At 72.9% G+C, this 18,063-nt stretch carries 15 protein-coding genes; 8 read left to right on the forward strand and 7 right to left on the reverse strand.

The genetic code is table 11. The features are described from left to right. On the reverse strand, nt 1–1,125 hold a 1,125-nt coding region (locus ACEPPI_RS14990; protein WP_373915713.1), incomplete at its 3' end, for a homocysteine S-methyltransferase family protein. 252 nt (nt 1,126–1,377) lie between these two features. On the opposite strand from ACEPPI_RS14990, the gene ACEPPI_RS14995 reads away from it, so the two are divergent. The 5 genes from ACEPPI_RS14995 to ACEPPI_RS15015 all read left to right on the forward strand — a co-directional run bounded on the left by ACEPPI_RS14995 (nt 1,378) and on the right by ACEPPI_RS15015 (nt 7,646). Beyond that, entirely contained in the window at nt 1,378–2,145 is a 768-nt protein-coding gene (locus ACEPPI_RS14995) for an IclR family transcriptional regulator (RefSeq protein ID WP_356222995.1), read from the forward strand. Between the two features lie 324 nt (nt 2,146–2,469). Then, nucleotides 2,470–3,252: an MIP/aquaporin family protein gene (locus tag ACEPPI_RS15000; protein ID WP_371679314.1), complete on the forward strand. Its 783-nt coding sequence runs from the start codon at nt 2,470–2,472 to the stop codon at nt 3,250–3,252. A gap of 78 nt (nt 3,253–3,330) precedes the next feature. Further along, entirely contained in the window at nt 3,331–4,857 is a 1,527-nt protein-coding gene (glpK, locus tag ACEPPI_RS15005; protein ID WP_373915714.1) for a glycerol kinase GlpK, read from the forward strand. A gap of 40 nt (nt 4,858–4,897) precedes the next feature. Continuing rightward, on the forward strand, nt 4,898–6,505 hold the full coding sequence (locus ACEPPI_RS15010; protein ID WP_373915715.1) for an FAD-dependent oxidoreductase: 1,608 nt from the start codon (nt 4,898–4,900) through the stop codon (nt 6,503–6,505). A 127-nt stretch (nt 6,506–6,632) separates the two neighbouring features. Beyond that, nucleotides 6,633–7,646, forward strand: a complete 1,014-nt coding sequence (locus tag ACEPPI_RS15015; RefSeq protein WP_373915716.1) for a PAC2 family protein — start codon at nt 6,633–6,635, stop codon at nt 7,644–7,646. A 95-nt stretch (nt 7,647–7,741) separates the two neighbouring features. Here the strand turns inward: ACEPPI_RS15015 and mshC are convergent, their stop codons facing one another. From mshC to ACEPPI_RS15035, 4 genes are all read right to left on the reverse strand, one after another. Next, complete coding sequence (mshC, locus tag ACEPPI_RS15020; RefSeq protein WP_373915717.1) at nt 7,742–8,971, reverse strand: cysteine--1-D-myo-inosityl 2-amino-2-deoxy-alpha-D-glucopyranoside ligase; 1,230 nt, start codon at nt 8,969–8,971, stop codon at nt 7,742–7,744. Between the two features lie 110 nt (nt 8,972–9,081). Continuing rightward, entirely contained in the window at nt 9,082–9,876 is a 795-nt protein-coding gene (locus ACEPPI_RS15025; protein ID WP_373915718.1) for an SCO1664 family protein, read from the reverse strand. A 5-nt stretch (nt 9,877–9,881) separates the two neighbouring features. Beyond that, entirely contained in the window at nt 9,882–10,472 is a 591-nt protein-coding gene (locus tag ACEPPI_RS15030; protein ID WP_373915719.1) for a DUF3090 domain-containing protein, read from the reverse strand. Nucleotides 10,473–10,548: 76 nt separating this feature from the next. Next, entirely contained in the window at nt 10,549–11,256 is a 708-nt protein-coding gene (locus tag ACEPPI_RS15035) for a histidine phosphatase family protein (RefSeq protein WP_373915720.1), read from the reverse strand. Nucleotides 11,257–11,310: 54 nt separating this feature from the next. Here ACEPPI_RS15035 and ACEPPI_RS15040 point away from each other — a divergent pair, with 54 nt between their 5' ends. Next, the gene (locus ACEPPI_RS15040; RefSeq protein ID WP_373915721.1) at nt 11,311–12,303 is read left to right on the forward strand and encodes a magnesium and cobalt transport protein CorA; all 993 of its coding nucleotides are present in this window, start codon (nt 11,311–11,313) and stop codon (nt 12,301–12,303) included. 36 nt (nt 12,304–12,339) lie between these two features. On the opposite strand, the gene ACEPPI_RS15045 is transcribed toward ACEPPI_RS15040, so the two are convergent. Beyond that, nucleotides 12,340–13,128 carry a ferritin-like domain-containing protein gene (locus ACEPPI_RS15045; protein WP_373915722.1) on the reverse strand — a complete coding sequence of 263 codons (789 nt, stop codon included), beginning with the start codon at nt 13,126–13,128 and terminating at the stop codon, nt 12,340–12,342. A 231-nt stretch (nt 13,129–13,359) separates the two neighbouring features. Next, on the reverse strand, nt 13,360–14,409 hold the full coding sequence (locus ACEPPI_RS15050; protein WP_373915723.1) for an LLM class F420-dependent oxidoreductase: 1,050 nt from the start codon (nt 14,407–14,409) through the stop codon (nt 13,360–13,362). A 108-nt stretch (nt 14,410–14,517) separates the two neighbouring features. On the opposite strand from ACEPPI_RS15050, the gene ACEPPI_RS15055 reads away from it, so the two are divergent. Both ACEPPI_RS15055 and ACEPPI_RS15060 read left to right on the forward strand, forming a co-directional pair. After that, entirely contained in the window at nt 14,518–15,501 is a 984-nt protein-coding gene (locus ACEPPI_RS15055) for an aldo/keto reductase (protein ID WP_373915724.1), read from the forward strand. Beyond that, entirely contained in the window at nt 15,498–17,987 is a 2,490-nt protein-coding gene (locus ACEPPI_RS15060; RefSeq protein ID WP_373915725.1) for a helix-hairpin-helix domain-containing protein, read from the forward strand. Before ACEPPI_RS15055 ends, ACEPPI_RS15060 begins: the two co-directional genes overlap by 4 nt. The last annotated feature ends 76 nt before the right edge of the window (nt 17,988–18,063 follow it).

The raw sequence follows: 18,063 nt of genomic DNA on the forward strand, positions 1-18,063 counted from the left end.
GTCGTCCCAGCGGGCCTCCAGCATCGCCTCACGGAACTTCTTCGACCCGTTCGCGTTCGTCCGCTCACCGATCGCCATGTACGCGGTGTCCTGCCGGAACGGCACCGTCTGATAGAGGGAGGCAGCGCCGGGCTCCGGTTGAGGCGTGCGCGCCGTGATGGCCGTACCGCGGACCCGCTCCACCACCTGGCGCAGGTGCTCCGGCGTCGTACCGCAGCAGCCGCCCACCAGCGAGAGCCCGTACTCGCGGACGAAGGTCTCCTGGGCGTCGGCGAGCTCGGGGGCGGACAGCGGGTAGTGCGCGCCGTTCTTGCCGAGGACGGGCAGGCCGGCGTTGGGCATGCAGGAGAGCGGGATGCGCGCGTTGCGGGCGAGGTAGCGCAGGTGCTCGCTCATCTCCGCGGGGCCGGTCGCGCAGTTCAGGCCGATCATGTCGATGCCGAGCGGCTCCAGCGCGGTGAGCGCGGCGCCGATCTCGGAGCCGAGCAGCATGGTGCCGGTGGTCTCGACGGTCACGGAGCAGATCAGCGGCACGGAGACGCCGAGGGCCTCCATCGCGCGGCGGGCGCCGATGACGGAGGACTTGGTCTGGAGCAGGTCCTGGGTGGTCTCCACCAGGAGGGCGTCCGCACCGCCGGAGATCAGGCCTTCGGCGTTGATCTGGTAGGCGTCGCGGATCTGCGCGTAGGTGATGTGGCCGAGGGTGGGGAGCTTGGTGCCGGGGCCGATGGAGCCGAGCACCCAGCGCTGCTGTCCGGTCGTGGCGGTGAACTCGTCCGCGACCTCGCGGGCGATCCGGGCGCCGGCCTCGGAGAGCTCGAAGTTCCGCTCGGCGATGTCGTACTCGGCCAGCGCCGCGAAGTTCGCGCCGAAGGTGTTGGTCTCGACGCAGTCCACGCCCACCGAGTAGTAGGCCTCGTGGACGGAGCGCACGATGTCGGGGCGGGTCACGTTCAGGACCTCGTTGCAGCCTTCGAGCTGCTGGAAGTCCTCCATCGTGGGGTCCTGCGCCTGGAGCATCGTTCCCATGGCTCCGTCGGCGACGACCACGCGGGTCGCGAGCGCCTCCCGGAGGGCATCGGCCCGGGTCTGGGTGTCTGCGGGCGGGTTCGGCAACGAGGCCATGGTTGAGCTCCCTGGGATGCGACGGCTGTCGGCTTTGCGCCCCTTCGGTGTCAAGGGCGCACGCGGTCAGGGTAACCGCGCCGCACCGGACCCGGTGCGGTCGTCCCACGTGGCGGACTGCATTCTGTGCGCGGGGCCCGGACGGGGGACGGTGCGGCACGCGGCGCGCCGGAAATCACCCGTCCCTGCACAAGGTCGGCATCGACCGATAGTGTTCAGCATTGTCGAACTACGTCAGCAGGAGGCTGCGCGATGGCACGGAACATCCAGTCGCTCGAACGAGCCGCTGCGATGCTGCGACTCCTGGCGGGCGGGGAACGCCGGCTGGGTCTCTCGGACGTGGCGTCCTCCCTGGGCCTGGCCAAGGGCACGGCGCACGGGATCCTGCGCACGCTGCAGGCCGAGGGCTTCGTGGAGCAGGACGCGGCCTCGGGCCGCTATCAGCTGGGCGCGGAGCTGCTGCGCCTGGGCAACAGCTATCTGGACGTGCACGAGCTGCGCGCCCGCGCGCTGGTCTGGACGGACGACCTGGCGCGGGCGAGCGGCGAGAGCGTGTACGTGGGGGTGCTGCACAAGAGCGGGGTGCTGATCATGCACCACGTGTTCCGGCCGGACGACAGCCGTCAAGTGCTGGAGGTGGGGGCGATGCAGCCGCTGCACTCCACGGCGCTGGGCAAGGTCCTGTCGGCCTACGACCCCGTGGCGCACACGGAGGCCGTGGAGGCGGAGCGGGAGGCCTTCACCCCCCGTACGGTCACGGACGCCGCGGGTTTCGAGGAGGTCCTGGACCTGACGCGGGCGCGGGGCTGGGCCGCGGACGTCGAGGAGACCTGGGAGGGCATCGCCTCGGTGGCGGCGCCGATCCACGACCGGCGGCGGATGCCCGTCGGCGCCGTCGCGGTGGCGGGGGCCGTGGAGCGGGTCTGCGGGGACTCCGGGGAGCCGCGGGCGGCGCTCGTGGCCTCCGTACGGGACTGCGCGCGGTCGGTTTCGCGCGACCTCGGGGCGGGCCGGTTCTGAGCTTGACCTGATCCACCTGATCCACCCAGCGGCCCCCCTGTGGGCCGTTTGGGTGGATTTTGTCTTTTACCGATCACCCAATGGCTGATTTTGGCTGATCGCACCTAGTGGTAACGATCCGGTTCTTTGACCTGGCCAGCCCTTGACGCGTTCTTCACCCAGGCGGAAAACTGCCGTTCATCGGTCGGCATTGTCGAACACCTACCGGCAATACGCGTTAGGCTATGGCGAGGCCAAGGACCGGTGCAGCACTCACCGAGTGCGTGGACCACCGGAGGGACCCGGTGTCCGCCCACCCCTGGACGTAAGACAAAGGAGTCGCGGGTGTCCAGCTCCGACATCTTCATCGGCGAGACCATAGGTACCGCCCTGCTCACTCTGCTCGGTGGTGGCGTCTGCGCCGCCGTCACGCTCAAGAGCTCCAAGGCCCGCAACGCGGGCTGGCTCGCGATCACCTTCGGCTGGGGTTTCGCCGTCCTGATCGCCGCCTACGTCTCCGCACCGCTCTCCGGCGCGCACCTCAACCCGGCGGTCACCGTCGGCATCGCCGTCAAGACCGGCGAGTGGGGCGACGTACCGGTCTACCTCGCCGGCCAGCTCCTCGGCGCCATGATCGGCGCGGTCCTGATGTGGATCACGTACTACGGCCAGTTCCTCGTGCACCTGTCCGACCCGGAGCACATCCGCGACGCGAAGCTCGGCCCCGAGGACCCGCACCCGCACGACACGGCCGGTCCGGTGCTCGGCATCTTCTCCACGGGCCCCGAGATCCGTAATGTCGTGCAGAACCTCGCGACCGAGATCATCGGTACCGCCGTCCTGGTGCTGGCCATCCTGACCCAGGGCCTCCAGGACGACGGCAAGGGGCTCGGTGTCATCGGCGTCCTGATCACCTCGTTCGTGGTCGTCGGCATCGGCCTCTCGCTGGGCGGTCCGACCGGCTACGCCATCAACCCGGTGCGCGACCTCGGTCCGCGCATCGTCCACGCCCTGCTCCCGCTGCCCAACAAGGGCGGTTCGGACTGGGGGTACTCCTGGATCCCGGTCGTCGGCCCGCTCGTCGGTGCCGCCCTCGCCGGTGGTCTGTACAACATCGCGTTCGCCTGATCAGCATCGGCAAGATCGCAAGATCCGCACCGCCCTCCTGATTCCGCCAACTCCTCAGATCCGCCAGGAGCAGCCACCATGACCAGCAGCACCGGCCCCTTCATCGCCGCGATCGACCAGGGCACCACCTCCTCCCGCTGCATCGTCTTCGACCGCGACGGCCGCATCGTCGCCGTCGACCAGAAGGAGCACGAGCAGATCTTCCCGAAGCCGGGCTGGGTCGAGCACGACGCCACCGAGATCTGGACCAACGTCCAGGAGGTCGTCGCCGGAGCCATCGCCAAGGCCGAGATCACCGCCGCCGACGTCAAGGCGGTCGGCATCACCAACCAGCGCGAGACCACCGTCCTGTGGGACAGGCACACCGGCGAGCCGGTGCACAACGCGCTGGTCTGGCAGGACACCCGCACCGACTCCCTCTGCAAGGAGCTCGGCCGCAACGTCGGCCAGGACCGCTTCCGCCGCGAGACCGGCCTCCCGCTGGCGAGCTACTTCGCGGGTCCGAAGGTCCGCTGGCTGCTCGACAACGTCGAGGGCCTGCGCGAGCGCGCCGAGGCCGGCGACATCCTCTTCGGCACCATGGACTCGTGGGTCATCTGGAACCTCACGGGCGGCGCCGAGGGCGGTACGCACGTCACCGACGTCACCAACGCCTCGCGCACCATGCTGATGAACCTGCACACCCTGGCCTGGGACGACAAGATCGCCGAGTCCATGGGCGTCCCGCTCAACGTCCTCCCGGAGATCAAGTCCTCCGCCGAGGTCTACGGCCACGTCAAGGAGGGCGTCCTCGCCGGCGTCCCGGTCGCCTCGGCGCTCGGTGACCAGCAGGCCGCCCTGTTCGGCCAGACCTGTTTCGCCGAGGGCGAGGCCAAGTCCACGTACGGCACCGGCACGTTCATGCTGATGAACACCGGCGACAAGGTCATCAACTCCTACAGCGGCCTGCTGACCACGGTCGGCTACCAGATCGGCGACCAGAAGCCGGTCTACGCCCTGGAGGGCTCCATCGCCGTCACCGGCTCGCTCGTCCAGTGGATGCGCGACCAGATGGGCATGATCAAGACCGCGGCCGAGATCGAGACCCTCGCCCTCTCGGTCGAGGACAACGGCGGCGCGTACTTCGTGCCGGCCTTCTCCGGCCTCTTCGCCCCGTACTGGCGCTCCGACGCCCGCGGTGTGATCGCCGGTCTGACCCGGTACGTCACCAAGGCGCACATCGCCCGTGCCGTCCTGGAGGCCACCGCCTGGCAGACCCGCGAGATCACCGACGCCATGACCAAGGACTCGGGCGTCGAGCTCGCGGCCCTCAAGGTCGACGGCGGCATGACCTCCAACAACCTGCTGATGCAGACCCTCTCCGACTTCGTGGACGCCCCCGTGGTCCGTCCCATGGTCGCGGAGACCACCTGCCTCGGCGCCGCCTACGCCGCCGGCCTGGCCGTCGGCTTCTGGCCCGACACCGACGCCCTGCGCGCCAACTGGCGCCGCGCGGCGGAGTGGACCCCGCGCATGCCCGCCGAGCAGCGGGACCGCGAGTACAAGAGCTGGCTCAAGGCCGTGGAGCGGTCCATGGGCTGGGTCGACGACGAAGACGCCAGCTGACCGCACCAGCTGAGTCAATCGACGAGGAGCTGAAAGAGATATGAGCACCCTGCAGAGCGTTCCCGCCCTGGGTACGCACCCGACCGCCGGTTCGAACCCGAGCCGCGCCGAAACCCGTGAGCAGCTGTCGAAGGCCACCTACGACCTGCTCGTCATCGGCGGTGGCATCCTGGGCACCTCGGTGGCCTGGCACGCCGCGCAGTCGGGTCTGCGGGTCGCCATGGTGGACGCCGGCGACTTCGCCGGCGCCACCTCCTCCGCCTCCTCCAAGCTCGTCCACGGCGGTCTGCGCTACCTGCAGACCGGCGCGGTCAAGCTGGTCGCCGAGAACCACCACGAGCGCCGGGTACTGGCCAAGGACGTGGCCCCGCACCTGGTCAACCCGCTGACCTTCTACCTGCCCGTGTACAAGGGCGGTCCGGTCGGCGCGGCGAAGCTGGGCGCGGGCGTGTTCGCGTACTCGGCGCTCTCGGCCTTCGGCGACGGGATCGGCAAGGTCATCTCGCCGGCCCGCGCCGTCGCCGACAACCCCGGTCTGAAGACGGACAACCTGAAGGCCGTCGCGGTCTACTACGACCACCAGATGAACGACTCCCGCGTCGCCGTCATGACGGTCCGCGCGGCCGTCGAGTCCGGCGCGGTCGTCCTGAACCACGCCGAGGTCACCGGCCTGCGCATGACGCGCGGCCGGGTCTCCGGTGCCGAGCTCAAGGACCGCCTCGACGGCACCGAGTTCGGGGTCGACGCGCGCGTCGTGCTCAACGCCACCGGCCCGTGGGTGGACCACCTGCGGCGCATGGAAGACAAGCACGCGATGCCGTCGATCCGCCTGTCCAAGGGCGCGCACATCGTCATGAAGCGCAAGTCGCCGTGGAAGGCCGCCATGGCCACCCCGATCGACAAGTACCGCATCACCTTCGCCCTCCCGTGGGAGGACCAGCTGCTCCTCGGTACGACCGACGAGGTCTACGAGGGCGACCCGGCGGACGTGCGCGCCACCGAGTCGGACATCCAGCAGATCCTCGACGAGGCGGCCTTCTCCGTGAAGGACGCCGACCTCGACCGCTCCCTGATGACGTACGCCTTCGCCGGCCTGCGGGTGCTGCCCGGCGGCCCCGGCGGCGTCGAGAAGGCCAAGCGCGAGACGGTGGTCTCCGAGGGCGCGGGCGGCATGCTGTCGGTGGCCGGCGGCAAGTGGACCACGTACCGGCACATCGGCCGTGTGGTCATGGACAAGCTGGCCAAGCTGCCCGGCAGCCCGCTCACCGAGGACATGGAGCCGGTGAAGTCGCTGGTGCGCCGCATCGCGCTGCCCGGCGTCGCCAACCCGAACGCGGTCGCGCACCGGCTGCTGGTGGACCGTGAGCCCGGCAACCGGATGGACCCGCTGACCGCCCGTCACCTGGCCTCGCACTACGGCTCGCTGGCCTTCGACATCGCCCGTCTGGCGAACGAGGACCCGGAGCTGGCCGAGCGGATCCACCCGGACGGTCCGGAGATCTGGGCGCAGGTCGCCTACGCCCGTGACAACGAGTGGGCCGAGACGGTCGACGACGTGCTGCGCCGCCGTACCACGGTGACGGTCCGCGGGCTGGACGACGAGGCCGTACGGACCCGGGTCGAGGAGATGCTGGGCCGCAAGGCATAGCTGTCCCGCAGGTGGGGAAGAGGGGCGGTTCCGAGGGGAACCGCCCCTCTGTCGTGGGCTGTGGCCGGTGCCTCATCAAGGCTTAGGCTGACCCACGTACGCAAGGGAACTTCGGAAGGAGACCTGGGTGATCGAGCTTGAGGGCGTGCCCGAGCTGATCGACCCGGTCATGGTGGCCGCGTTCGAGGGCTGGAACGACGCGGGTGACGCCGCCTCCGGTGCGGTGGCGCACCTGGACCGGGAGTGGAAGGGCGAGGTCTTCGCGGCACTGGACGCCGAGGACTACTACGACTTCCAGGTCAACCGGCCGACGGTGTGGCTGGACAACGGGGTAAGGAAGATCACCTGGCCCACGACGCGGCTGTCGGTGGTCCGGATCGGCGGCGCGAAGCCGCGGGACCTGGTGCTGGTGCGGGGCATCGAACCGTCCATGCGGTGGCGGTCGTTCTGCGAGGAGATCCTCGGCTTCGCCGTCGAGCTGGGTGTGGAGATGGTGGTCATCCTGGGCGCGCTGCTCGGGGACACCCCGCACACCCGGCCGGTTCCGGTGAGCGGGGTGACCTCGGACGCGGACCTCGCGCGGACGATGGACCTGGAGGAGACCAAGTACGAGGGTCCGACCGGGATCGTGGGCGTCCTGCAGGAGGCCTGCACCCATGCCGGGATGCCGGCGGTGTCGCTGTGGGCGGCGGTGCCGCACTACGTGTCGCAGCCGCCGAACCCGAAGGCGACGTTGGCGCTGCTGAACCGGCTGGAGGATCTGATCGACATCCGGGTCCCGCTGGGCGAACTCCCGGAGGACGCGCGGGCCTGGCAGCTGGGCGTGGACCAACTGGCCGCCGAGGACAGCGAGGTGGCGGAGTACGTCCAGACGCTGGAGGAGGCGCGGGACACCGCCGACCTGCCGGAGGCCTCGGGGGACGCGATCGCGCGGGAGTTCGAGCGGTACCTGAGGCGGCGGGATCCGTCGGCGGGTCCGGAGACGGCCGGCGACACGGGCTCCTACTTCCGCGACCTGTCGGGCGGCCCCCGGCCCCCGGCGAAGCCGAAGCCGGACGGCCCGGCGGACCAGGACGGCCCCTCCGGCCCGGACGACACCCCCGAGGGCGACGAGGACGCCCCCGGGGACGGGACCCGGTAGCGGCCCCGCCCGGCCCGGTCTCCGTCCTACGGTGATCCGGCGCCGCGGTGGGCGGTGGAACGCAAGGGGCGCGCCCCTTCTTTACCGCTGTGGTGCTAGAGGGCCACGCCCAGGAGGGCGTCGACCGTGCGGGAGACCAGGCCCGGGGCCGACTCGTCGTCGCCGTCCGAGGCGTTCTGCGCGTCCACCCAGCGGTCCACGGCCGCGAGCGCGGCCGGGGCGTCCAGGTCCTTCGACAGGGCCTCGCGGACCTCCTCGACGAGGGCGTCCGCCGGCAGGCCGTCCGGCCGGGAGACCGCCGCGCGCCAACGCTCCAGCCGGGCCACGGCCTCGGCGAGGACCTCGTCCGTCCACTCCCAGTCGGCCCGGTAGTGGTGGGCGAGGAGGGCCAGCCGGATGGCGGCCGGGTCGACGCCGGCCCGGCGCAGCGCGGAGACGAAGACCAGGTTGCCCTTGGACTTGGACATCTTCTCGCCGTGCAGCGCGACCATGCCCGCGTGGACGTAGGCCTTGGCCATCGGGAACTCGCCGGTCAGGGCCTGTGCGTGCGAGGCGCCCATCTCGTGGTGCGGGAAGGCCAGGTCGGAGCCGCCGCCCTGGATGTCGAAGCCCATGCCCAGGTGGTCCAGGGCGATGGCGACGCACTCGATGTGCCAGCCGGGGCGGCCGCGGCCCAGGGAGCCGCCGTCCCAGCTCGGCTCGCCGGGCCGTGCGGCCATCCACAGCATCGGGTCGAGGGGGTTCTTCTTGCCCGGACGGTCCGGGTCCCCGCCCCGCTCTGCGGACAGCACCCGCATCGCGCGGGCGTCGAGGTTCGAGACCCCGCCGAAGTGCGGGTCGGACTCCACGGAGAAGTAGACGTCCCCGTCGAGCTCGTAGGCGGCACCCGCGTCGCGCAGCCGCTCGACCAGCGGCACGATGCCGGGTATGGCCTCGACGGCGCCGATGTAGTTCCGCGGGGGCAGCATCCGCAGGGCGGTCATGTCCTCGCGGAAGAGGGCGGTCTCGCGTTCCGCGAGCTCGGTCCAGTCGTGGCCGTCGCGCAGCGCCCGCTCCAGGAGCGGGTCGTCCACGTCCGTGACGTTCTGGACGTAGTGAACCTGCCGCTTGTTGTCGAGCCACACGCGCTGCACGAGGTCGAACGCGTTGTAGGTCGCCGCGTGACCGATGTGGGTCGCGTCGTACGGGGTGATCCCGCAGACATAGATACGGGCGACGGGACCGGGGTCGAGGGTGATCGTCCCCTGGGTCGCGGTGTCGTGGATCTGGAGGTCGCGGCCCTTGCCGGGCAGGGCGGGGACCTCAGAAGCGGGCCAGGCATGCATGCTTCGAGCCTAACCGGACGAGTGTTCCGGAAACGAACCGGAGCAGCACTGTTGGCTTGATCGGCCGTCTTGCGGTCTGGCCGGTTCTGTGCGTCGCGGGCCGTGGCCGGTCAGACGGGCGGCCAGGGGATCGCCGGCCACTGCCCGGAGGGCTTCGGGTGCGTCCCGTTGCGCAGCAGCAGGGCCACACGGGCCCGTACGGCGCCCAGCTCGACCGGGGTGATCAGTTCGGCCAGCCGGGTGGCCAGCGGGCCCCCCTCGGCCAGCTGGGCCTCCAGGGAGCCCAGCACCCGCCGGGCCTCGTCGGTGAGCGGCTCCCCCGCCCAGCCCCACAGCAGGGTGCGCAGCTTGTCCTCGGCGTGGAAGGTCACGCCGTGGTCGATGCCGTAGAGCCGGCCGTCGGGGGCGGGCAGCAGGTGACCGCCCTTGCGGTCGCCGTTGTTGATCACCGCGTCGAGTACGGCGAGGCGCCGCAGCCGGGGGTCGTCGGCGTGCACCAGCAGGGCGGTGCGGCCCTCCCCCACCTCGGCGAAGGCGACCGGCCTCCAGCCCTCCCCCGCCTCCTCGCCCTCGACGAGCGCGAGGAGCCCGGCCTCCGGCGATTCTCCGGCGTCGATCCAGTGCTGGACCATGCCCTCCCCGTACGGGCCGTCGCGCAGGACCGTCGCGGGGACGAGCCCCCACCCGGTCGCCTCGGAGACCAGGTACGCGGCGCGCTCGCGGCGGGCGAGGTTGCCGTCGGGGAAGTCCCACAGCGGGCGCTCGCCCTTGACCGGCTTGTAGACGCAGTCCGCGCTCGTGCCCTCGTGGGCCACCGTGCACAGCAGTACGGCGTTGGAGGCCTCGGCGATGCGGCCGCGGACGGTGAGCTCACCACGGGTGAGCAGCTCCTCGATCGGGGTCACGGCGCTCACACCTGGCGCCGGTACCCGTTCTGGCGCGGGCACACGTGTCCCTCGGGGTCGAGCGGCAGACTGCACAGGGGGCACGGGGGGCGGCCCGCGTTGACCACGTCCAGGGCCCGCTTGGCGAAGGCGCGGGCCTGGGCGCCGGAGAGGCGCACGCGCAGCATCGGCGGGCCGTTCTCCTCGTCCTGGAGGAGCCGCTCCTCGGCCTCGGCGAGGTCCTCGTCGGAGTCGGCGTCGAGTTCGACGAGGGCCTGGGCCTCGACGATCATCCGCTGCTCCTCGCCGTCCCAGGCGAGCGCCATGGTGCCGACGCGGAACTCCTCCTCGACGGGGACGTCGAGGGGGGCGGTGTCCGCGGCCTCGGTGGAGGCGACGGCGGGGACGGGCGCGTTGCCGCCGGTGCGCCGGACGACCTCGTCGAGCAGCTCGTCCATCCGCTCGGCCAGTGCGGCGACCTGGGTCTTCTCCAGGGAGACGCTGGTGACCCGGGCTCCCGCGGAGGCCTGCAGGAAGAACGTACGGCGTCCAGGCAGACCGACCGTGCCGGCCACGAAGCGGTCCGGCGGGTCGTAAAGGAACACCTGACGGGACACGACCGGTCTCCAAGTCTGAGGCAGGGCAGGGCTGCGCCCGTGTGGGGGCGCCATGCCACCCTACTGCGCCGTTCGATCAGGCCGCGCCCGCGCCGCCGCCCACGACGGCGTTCCCGCCGTCCTCGGTCGTGGTGTCGGGGGACGGGGCGGTGCGCGGGACGAGGGGCGAGAGGTCCCCGGCGTCGCCGAGGCGCAGCAGGAAGGGCCTGGTGGGGGTGTAGCGGATCGCGGTGACCGAGCAGGGGTCGACGTGGATCCGCTGGAAGAGGTCGAGGTGCATGCCGAGGGCGTCGGCGACGAGGGACTTGATGATGTCGCCGTGGGAGCACATGAGGTAGACGGCGTCGGTGCCGTGCTCCTCGTCGATCCGGGCGTTCCACTCGCGTACGGCGTCCACGGCGCGTGCCTGCATGGCGCGCATGGACTCGCCGCCGGGGAAGGCGGCGGCCGAGGGGTGCTGCTGGACGATCTTCATGAGGGGTTCGTCGGCGAGTTCGGAGAGTTTGCGGCCGGACCAGTCGCCGTAGTGGCATTCGCCGATGCGCTCGTCGGTGTGCAGGGGCAGTGCGGGGCGGGCGGCGAGCAGCGGGGCGAGGGTCTCGCGGCAGCGCTGGAGGGGGCTGGTGACGACGGCCACGAGGGGCACCCCGTCGAGCCGCCCGGGAAGTGCTGCGGCCTGGGCGGTGCCGTGGTCGTCCAGGGTCACCCCCGGGGTCCATCCGGCGAGCACGCCCGCGGTGTTGGCGGTGGACCGCCCGTGTCGTACGAGGATCAGCATGGCCATGGGGGAAGCCTATGCCGTGCCGCCGTTGTACGGGTGGGCCCCGGTCGGGGGAGAATGCCCGGCGTGATTGTCGACTGCGCGATGTACCGGAACGGCCGCCGCTCCGCGGCACCGGAGGACTTCTCCGATGCCCTCGACGAGGCGCGGGCCTCGGGTGACGCGTTCGTGTGGGTGGGCATGCACGAACCGACGGCGAGCGAGTTCGATCACGTGAGCCGGGAGTTCGGGCTGCACGCACTGGCGGTGGAGGACGCGCTGACCGCGCACCAGCGGCCGAAGCTGGAGGTCTACGACGACTCGCTGTTCGTGGTCCTCAAGCCGGTGCTCTACGACGAGGACACGGACACGGTGACCACCGGGGAGCTGATGGTCTTCATAGGCGACTCGTTCGTGGTCACCGTCCGGCACGGCGAGGGGGCCGCGCTGACGGCCGTGCGGCACCGGCTGGAACAGGAGCCCCAGGTGCTGCGGCACGGGCCGACCGCCGTGCTGTACGCCGTGTCCGACGCGGTGGTGGACCACTACATCGAGGTGGCGGCCGAGCTCCAGGCGGACCTGGAGGAGCTGGAGGCGGAGGTGTTCGCGCCGAACGCCTCGGACTCGAAGAACACCGCCGCGCGGATCTACGGCTTCAAGCGGCAGGTGCTGGAGTTCCGCCGGGCGACGAGCCCGCTGCTGCAGCCGATGGACCGGCTCGCCTTCGGGCAGGTGCCGTTCGTGCACGAGCACTCCCAGCCCTTCTTCCGCGACGTGGCCGACCACTTGACGAAGGCCAACGAGTACATCGAGGGCCTGGACCGGCTGCTGTCGGACGCGCTGGCCGCGCACCTGGCGCAGATGGGCGTCCGGCAGAACGACGACATGCGCAAGATCTCCGCCTGGGCCGCCATGGCCGCCGTCCCGACGATGGTCGCGGGGATCTACGGGATGAACTTCGACCACATGCCGGAGCTGCGGCAGGGCTGGGGCTATCCGGCGGTGCTGGCGCTGATGGCGGGCCTGTGCGCGGGCCTGCACCGGATGTTCAAGCGGCGCGGCTGGCTGTAGCGGCGGGCCCGGCCTGCGGGGGCCGCGGGAGACGGCCTACGCGTGGCCGCGCACGGTGGCGGGTGCGCCGCCCAGCGGGTCGCGCCGCTCCGGCGGGCGCAGGCCGACCATCCGGTGCCAGCCGCCGAAGCGCTCGTACGCGTACACCCCGCGGATGCCGGCCGCCAGCGCGGCGGCCTTGGGCGCGGGCCAGCGCAGCAGCCGGCCCATGTGGGCCATGACGGCGAGGCTGACGTCCCGGTAGACGGCGATCTCGGCGAGCGCGCTCTCGCGCAGCACCCGCTGGATGGTCCGGCCGTGTCCGGCGCGGGCCAGGCGCAGCAGTTCCTCGTGACAGTAGGCGAGGTGGTCGTCCTCGTCGCCGCTGATCTGGCGGACGGCCTTGCCGATCTCGGGGTGGTCGCCGAAGTGGTTCACCAGCAGGACCATCTGCTCGGAGGCGCGCTGTTCGGTGACGCGGCTGTGCGCGAGGTAGACGACGACGTCCCGTTCGGTCAGCGCTTCCTCGCGGCGCAGCCTGTCGTGCGCGAGGCCGATGCCGCGGCGCTCCAGCAGCATCGTGTAGTCGGTCTCGGGCGGTACGGGGACGGGCGCCAGGCCGCGGTTGCGCAGCAGGGCGCGGAAGATCCGGCCGTGTTTGTCCTCGTCGGCGCCGTGCCGGGTGATCTTGGGTGCGAGGTCGCGCATGCCGTCGGGGACGAGGGCGGCGATCCTGGCGTTCTCCCAGCCGCCCTGGGACTCCCCGCTGGCGGCGATGGAGCAGAACAGCTGGAAGGAGTCGTCGTGGCCGACGATCTCCTGGAACAGGCTGCGGGCAGAGAGCATGGAACGAGTCAAATGCGGATCTGCCGGGCGGGCAACCGAGGGCTCGGCCGACTCGGCCGAATGAACGAGCCGTGCCGCTGCGGCCCGGGGCGTAACCCCGGGGGCGCACCGCGCGTTGTTGGCTGTGTCGGCCGTGGCGGGGAAGACCCCCCGAGCCCCCACCACGGCCGCAGACCTCGATCCGGACGCCGCCCCCGCACCGTTCCTCGTGCCCCGGGCGGCGTCCGCGCGTCAGGCCAGGCCGGCGAGCTCCAGGGCCTCGGTGCCGGCGCGCAGGGCGGCGAGGCGCTCGTCCAGGGTGAAGCCGGCGGGGGCGAGCGTGAGGGTGGTGACCCCGGCGTCGGCGTAGGCGCGCATCCCGTCCGCGATCCGCTCGACGGAGCCCAGCAGGGTGGTCGAGTCGATCAGCGAGTGCGGTACGGCGGCCGCCGCGCCGTCCTTGTCGCCGCCCAGGTACTTGGCCTGGATCTCGGCGGCCTCCTTCTCGTACCCCATACGCTGGGCGAGCTGGTTGTAGAAGTTCTGCTTGGGGCTGCCCATGCCGCCGACGTACAGGGCGGTGTAGGGGCGGAACACGTCCGCGAGGGCCTTCACGTCCTCGCCGAGGGCCAGCGGCACGGTCGGGCAGACGTCGAAGCCGTCCATCGTCAGTCCGGCTTTCTCGCGCCCGGCGCGGATGTGCCGCAGGGCCGTCTCCTCCAGGTGCTCGGCGGCCGGGAAGATCAGCAGGGCGCCGTCGGCGATCTCGCCGGTCTGCTCCAGGTTCTTGGGCCCGATGGCGGCGATGTAGAGCGGGATGTGCTCGCGCTCGGGGTGCACGGTCAGCTTGAGCGGCTTGCCGGGGCCGCCCGGCAGCGGGAGGGTCCAGTGCGCGCCGTCGTAGGAGAGGCGCTCGCGGCTCATCGCCTTGCGGACGATCTCCACGTACTCCCGGGTCCGGGCGAGGGGCTTGTCGAACTTCACCCCGTACCAGCCCTCGGAGACCTGCGGGCCGGAGACGCCGAGGCCGAGCCGGAAGCGGCCCTTGGTCAGGGAGTCCAGGGTGGCGGCCGTCATCGCCGTCATCGCGGGCTGGCGGGCCGGGATCTGGAAGATGGCCGAGCCGACGTCGATCCGCTCCGTCTGGGCGGCCACCCAGGCGAGCACGGTGGCCGCGTCGGAGCCGTAGGCCTCGGCCGCCCAGCAGACGTCGTAGCCGAGGCGGTCCGCCTCCTGTGCGACGGCGAGGTTGTCGGCGTCCATGCCCGCGCCCCAGTAGCCGAGGTTGATGCCGAGCCGCATGTGTCGTCCCCTTACGATGTGCCGCTTTACCGATCAGTAACGTAGGTCTGCGGGGGACTGTAGCGCGCCCGGCCGCCCCGCGGCAGTGCCCCAGTAGTCTCAGCGCTCATGGAGCAGAGGCATCTCGGCCGCACCGGACTGCGCGTCTCCCGGATCGGCCTCGGCACCCTGACCTGGGGCCGTGACACAGGCGAGGAAGCCGCCGCCGAGCAGTTGAGGACGTTCTGGGAGGCGGGCGGCACGCTCGTCGACACGGCCGACGTGTACGGCGGCGGGGAGGCGGAGTACCTCCTCGGTCAGCTGGTGGGCTCCCTCGTGCCGCGCCGGGACCTGGTCATCGCGACCAAGGCGGGCAGCGTGCCCGACCCGGACCGGCGCTTCGACGGCTCGCGCGGGCACCTGTTGGCCGCCCTGGACGACTCCCTGGACCGCCTCGGCACCGATTACGTGGACCTGTGGCAGGTGCACGCCTTCGACCCGCAGACCCCGCTGGAGGAGACCCTCCAGGCGCTGGACCTGGCCGTCGGCAGCGGCCGGGCCCGCTACGCCGGGATCTCCAACTTCAGCGGCTGGCAACTGGCGAAGGCGGCGACCTGGCAGCTGGCCGCGCCCGGGACGCGGACCCGGCTCGCGTCGACGCAGATGGAGTACTCCCTGCTGCAGCGGGGCGTGGAGCGGGAGGTGCTCCCGGCCGCGCTGGACCTCGGTGTCGGCCTGTTGCCCTCCTCCCCGCTGGGCCGCGGGGTGCTGACGGGCAAGTACCGGGACGGGACCCCGGCCGGCTCCCGGGGCGCCTCGCAGTCGCTGGCCGCCTTCGTGGACCCGTACCTGGACGAGGCCGCCGGGCGGATCGTGGACGCGGTGGTGACGGCCGCGCAGGGCCTGGCCGTCACCCCGCTCCAGGTGGCGCTGGCCTGGGTCCGGGACCGGCCGGGGGTGGTCGCCCCGATCGTCGGCGCGCGGACGTCCGCGCAGCTCGGGGCGGCGCTGTCGGTGGAGGCCCTTAGTCTTCCGGAGGAGATCTGCCGGGCTCTGGACGACGTGTCGGCGCCCGTGCACCGCTACCCCGATCAGGACTGGAGCACGCTGTGAGTACGGACCCCGAGGCCACCGGCCCCGCCGACCCCGCCACCGCGGAGGAAACGAGCGGGGTCGCCGCAGTGGCCCCGGAGCCCGACCCCGCCGGACCCGACGGCGAGGAGCCCGACGCGCCGGCCGCGACGGAGGAGGGTACGGCCCCGGCCGACGGCGAGGGGGACGAAGTCCCGGCCGACGCCGACGGCGAGAAGGTCCACGCCCCGGTCGACGTGCCCGGCGCGGGGAACGAAGTCCCGGCCGGCGAGGCCGGGGGCGGAGCCCCGGTCTCCGCGACCGGCGCCGACGGGCCCGCCTCCGGCGGGGCCGAGGACGGGGGGCCGGGGGCGGAGCCCCCGGTTTCGGGAAGGGGCGGGGTGGGGGAAAGCCCCGCAGGGCCCACCCCCGCCCCCCAGGACGCCGAGCCGGACCGGAGCCCCTCCGACGGTGCCGGGAACGGGGAGGAGCCCGACTCGGCCGACTCGGCCGCCGGGACCGGGGAGACCGCGGCCGCGGAGACCGGGGAGGCGGCCGCGCCGGGGCTCAGCGAGGCACAGGCCGAGCTGGCCGCGCAGAAGATCGAGCGGGAGCGCATCGCACGCCGCAAGGCGGAACGCGAGGCCCCCGTGGACGCCGGCGCCAAGCTCAGCGGCAAGGCCGCCGACCTGCTGGCCGCCGTCCGGGCCGTGGAGAGCGGCGCCAAGCCCTCCACCGTCTTCTTCGACGACGCCCCCGCCACCCCCCGCCGGGCGGCCCCCGCTCCCCCGCAGCCCCGCCCCGCCACGGCCCCCGCCGCCGCGCCCGCCCCCACCGCCGAGGACATCGGCGCGGTGCGCGCCGTACTGACCCGCGGCGGGGCCCCCGAGGGCCTCGCCGGGGCCGCCGCCGAGACCCTCGGGGAGGGAGCCGCGGACCTGCTCGCCGAGGACCCCTGGCGGCTGCTCGCGGTCCCCGGGGTGCGCCCGGCGCAGGCCGACGGCTTCGCGCAGGCCCTGCTGGGCCCCGCGGCCGGTCCCGCCGACGAGCGCCGGGGCGCGGCCCTGCTGGGCTGGCTCCTGGGCCAGGCCGCCCTCAAGGGGCACACCGCGCTGGAGGCCCCGGTCCTGGAGAAGGCCCTGGCCCAGTACGGGGTGCCGGCCCCCGCCGAGGCCCTGGAGGCGGCCATCGGGGAGGGTGCGGTCCTGGTGTTCCACGAACCGCTGGGCGAGCCCGGCCCGCAGGCGGCGGACGTCGGCGGCGACGAGGGCGACGAGGAGGACGCCCCGCGGCCGGTACGGATCCTCGTGGGCCTGGAAGAACACGCCCTGGCCGAGGAGAGCCTGGCCGACGGACTGGCCCGGCTGACGGGTACCTTCGGCGGCCCGGCCGACTGGTCCGAGGTGGCCACCGGCCCCGGCGCCGAGCTGGTCCGAGCCGTCGCCGGCCACGGCCTGGTCACCCACACCGGCGGCGAGGCCGCCCGCGCCGAGCCGCTGGCCCTGCTGGCGGCCGCCCGGAAGCTGGGCCTGCGGGCCGCCCTGGCCGCGCATGCCCCCACCGGGGACGCCGTGGGCGTGGCGGGGCTGCTCTCGGGGGACCGGGGCCCCGGTCGGGACGCCGACGGCCGCTTCGACCTCGACCTGCTCATCGTGCTGGACGCCCCGCAGCTGGACGTGGAGACGGCCGCCGCCCTGGTGGAGTCGGTGCCCGACGGGGCCCGTCTGGTGCTCTCCGGTGACCCCCGGGTGCTCGGGTCGGCCGGGCCGGGGCGGGTGTTCGCCGACGTGCTGGCCGCCCGCGCCTGCCCCCAGGTGGTGTCCCGGACGCCGGACCCGGGCCCGCTCGGCGAGCTGGTGTCGGGGATCGGTGTCGGGGAGCTGAACCAGGTCGAGGCCCCCGGCAAGGAGATCGTCATCGTCCCGGTGCGCGACGCCGGGGAGGCCGTGCACCGCACCGTGCAGCTGGTCTCCGAATCGGTGCCGCGCGCCTTCGGGATCCCCGCGGACGCCGTGCAGGTCGTCACCCCGGGCCACGGCGGCGCGGCGGGCACCCGGGTACTGAACGCGGCCCTCAAGGAGCGGCTGAACCCCGGCCCGGGGCGGTTCGGCGGCTTCGATCCCGGTGACCGGGTCGTCCACGTCCCCGCGCCGGGACGGGCCGTGCCGGGCCGGGTGGTGTCGGCCGACGCCCAGGGGCTGCACCTGGACGTGGCGGGCGTACGGGTCGTCGTACCGAAGGAGCGGGTGGAGTCGCAGGTGCGGCTCGGCTGGGCGGTGACGGCGCACCAGGCCGTCGGGGCGCGCTGGCCCGCGGTGGTCGTCGTCCTGCCGGGTGACGCGGCGCAGGCCCTGTCCCGGGACTGGGTGTACACGGCGTTCGGGCGGGCCGAGCGGCACCTGTCGGTGGTGCACGGGGTGGACCAGGCGCTGGCGCGCGCGGTGGCCGAGGTGCTGCCGAAGCCCCGTACGACCCGTCTGACGGCTCTGCTGCGGGCGCTGACGGCGGCTCAGCAGCCGCAGGGGTAGCGGAGAAGGGCCGCGCCCCCGACCCGCCGCGCACGGCGGGTCGGGGGCGCGGCGTGCGTCGACGACGGCCCGCGGC

Origin of the sequence: Streptomyces sp. AB3(2024), from assembly GCF_041862025.1 — a bacterium.
GTDB lineage: Bacteria > Actinomycetota > Actinomycetes > Streptomycetales > Streptomycetaceae > Streptomyces.

Excerpts from the sequence above, each read along its gene's own strand:
- ACEPPI_RS14995 (WP_356222995.1), top strand. The coding sequence starts at position 1,378 with ATGGCACGGAACATCCAGTCGCTCGAACGAGCCGCTGCGATGCTGCGA.
- glpK (WP_373915714.1), top strand. The coding sequence starts at position 3,331 with ATGACCAGCAGCACCGGCCCCTTCATCGCCGCGATCGACCAGGGCACC.
- ACEPPI_RS15010 (WP_373915715.1), top strand. The coding sequence starts at position 4,898 with ATGAGCACCCTGCAGAGCGTTCCCGCCCTGGGTACGCACCCGACCGCC.
- mshC (WP_373915717.1), bottom strand. The coding sequence starts at position 8,971 with ATGCATGCCTGGCCCGCTTCTGAGGTCCCCGCCCTGCCCGGCAAGGGC.
- ACEPPI_RS15035 (WP_373915720.1), bottom strand. The coding sequence starts at position 11,256 with ATGGCCATGCTGATCCTCGTACGACACGGGCGGTCCACCGCCAACACC.
- ACEPPI_RS15040 (WP_373915721.1), top strand. The coding sequence starts at position 11,311 with ATGCCCGGCGTGATTGTCGACTGCGCGATGTACCGGAACGGCCGCCGC.
- ACEPPI_RS15045 (WP_373915722.1), bottom strand. The coding sequence starts at position 13,128 with ATGCTCTCTGCCCGCAGCCTGTTCCAGGAGATCGTCGGCCACGACGAC.
- ACEPPI_RS15050 (WP_373915723.1), bottom strand. The coding sequence starts at position 14,409 with ATGCGGCTCGGCATCAACCTCGGCTACTGGGGCGCGGGCATGGACGCC.
- ACEPPI_RS15055 (WP_373915724.1), top strand. The coding sequence starts at position 14,518 with ATGGAGCAGAGGCATCTCGGCCGCACCGGACTGCGCGTCTCCCGGATC.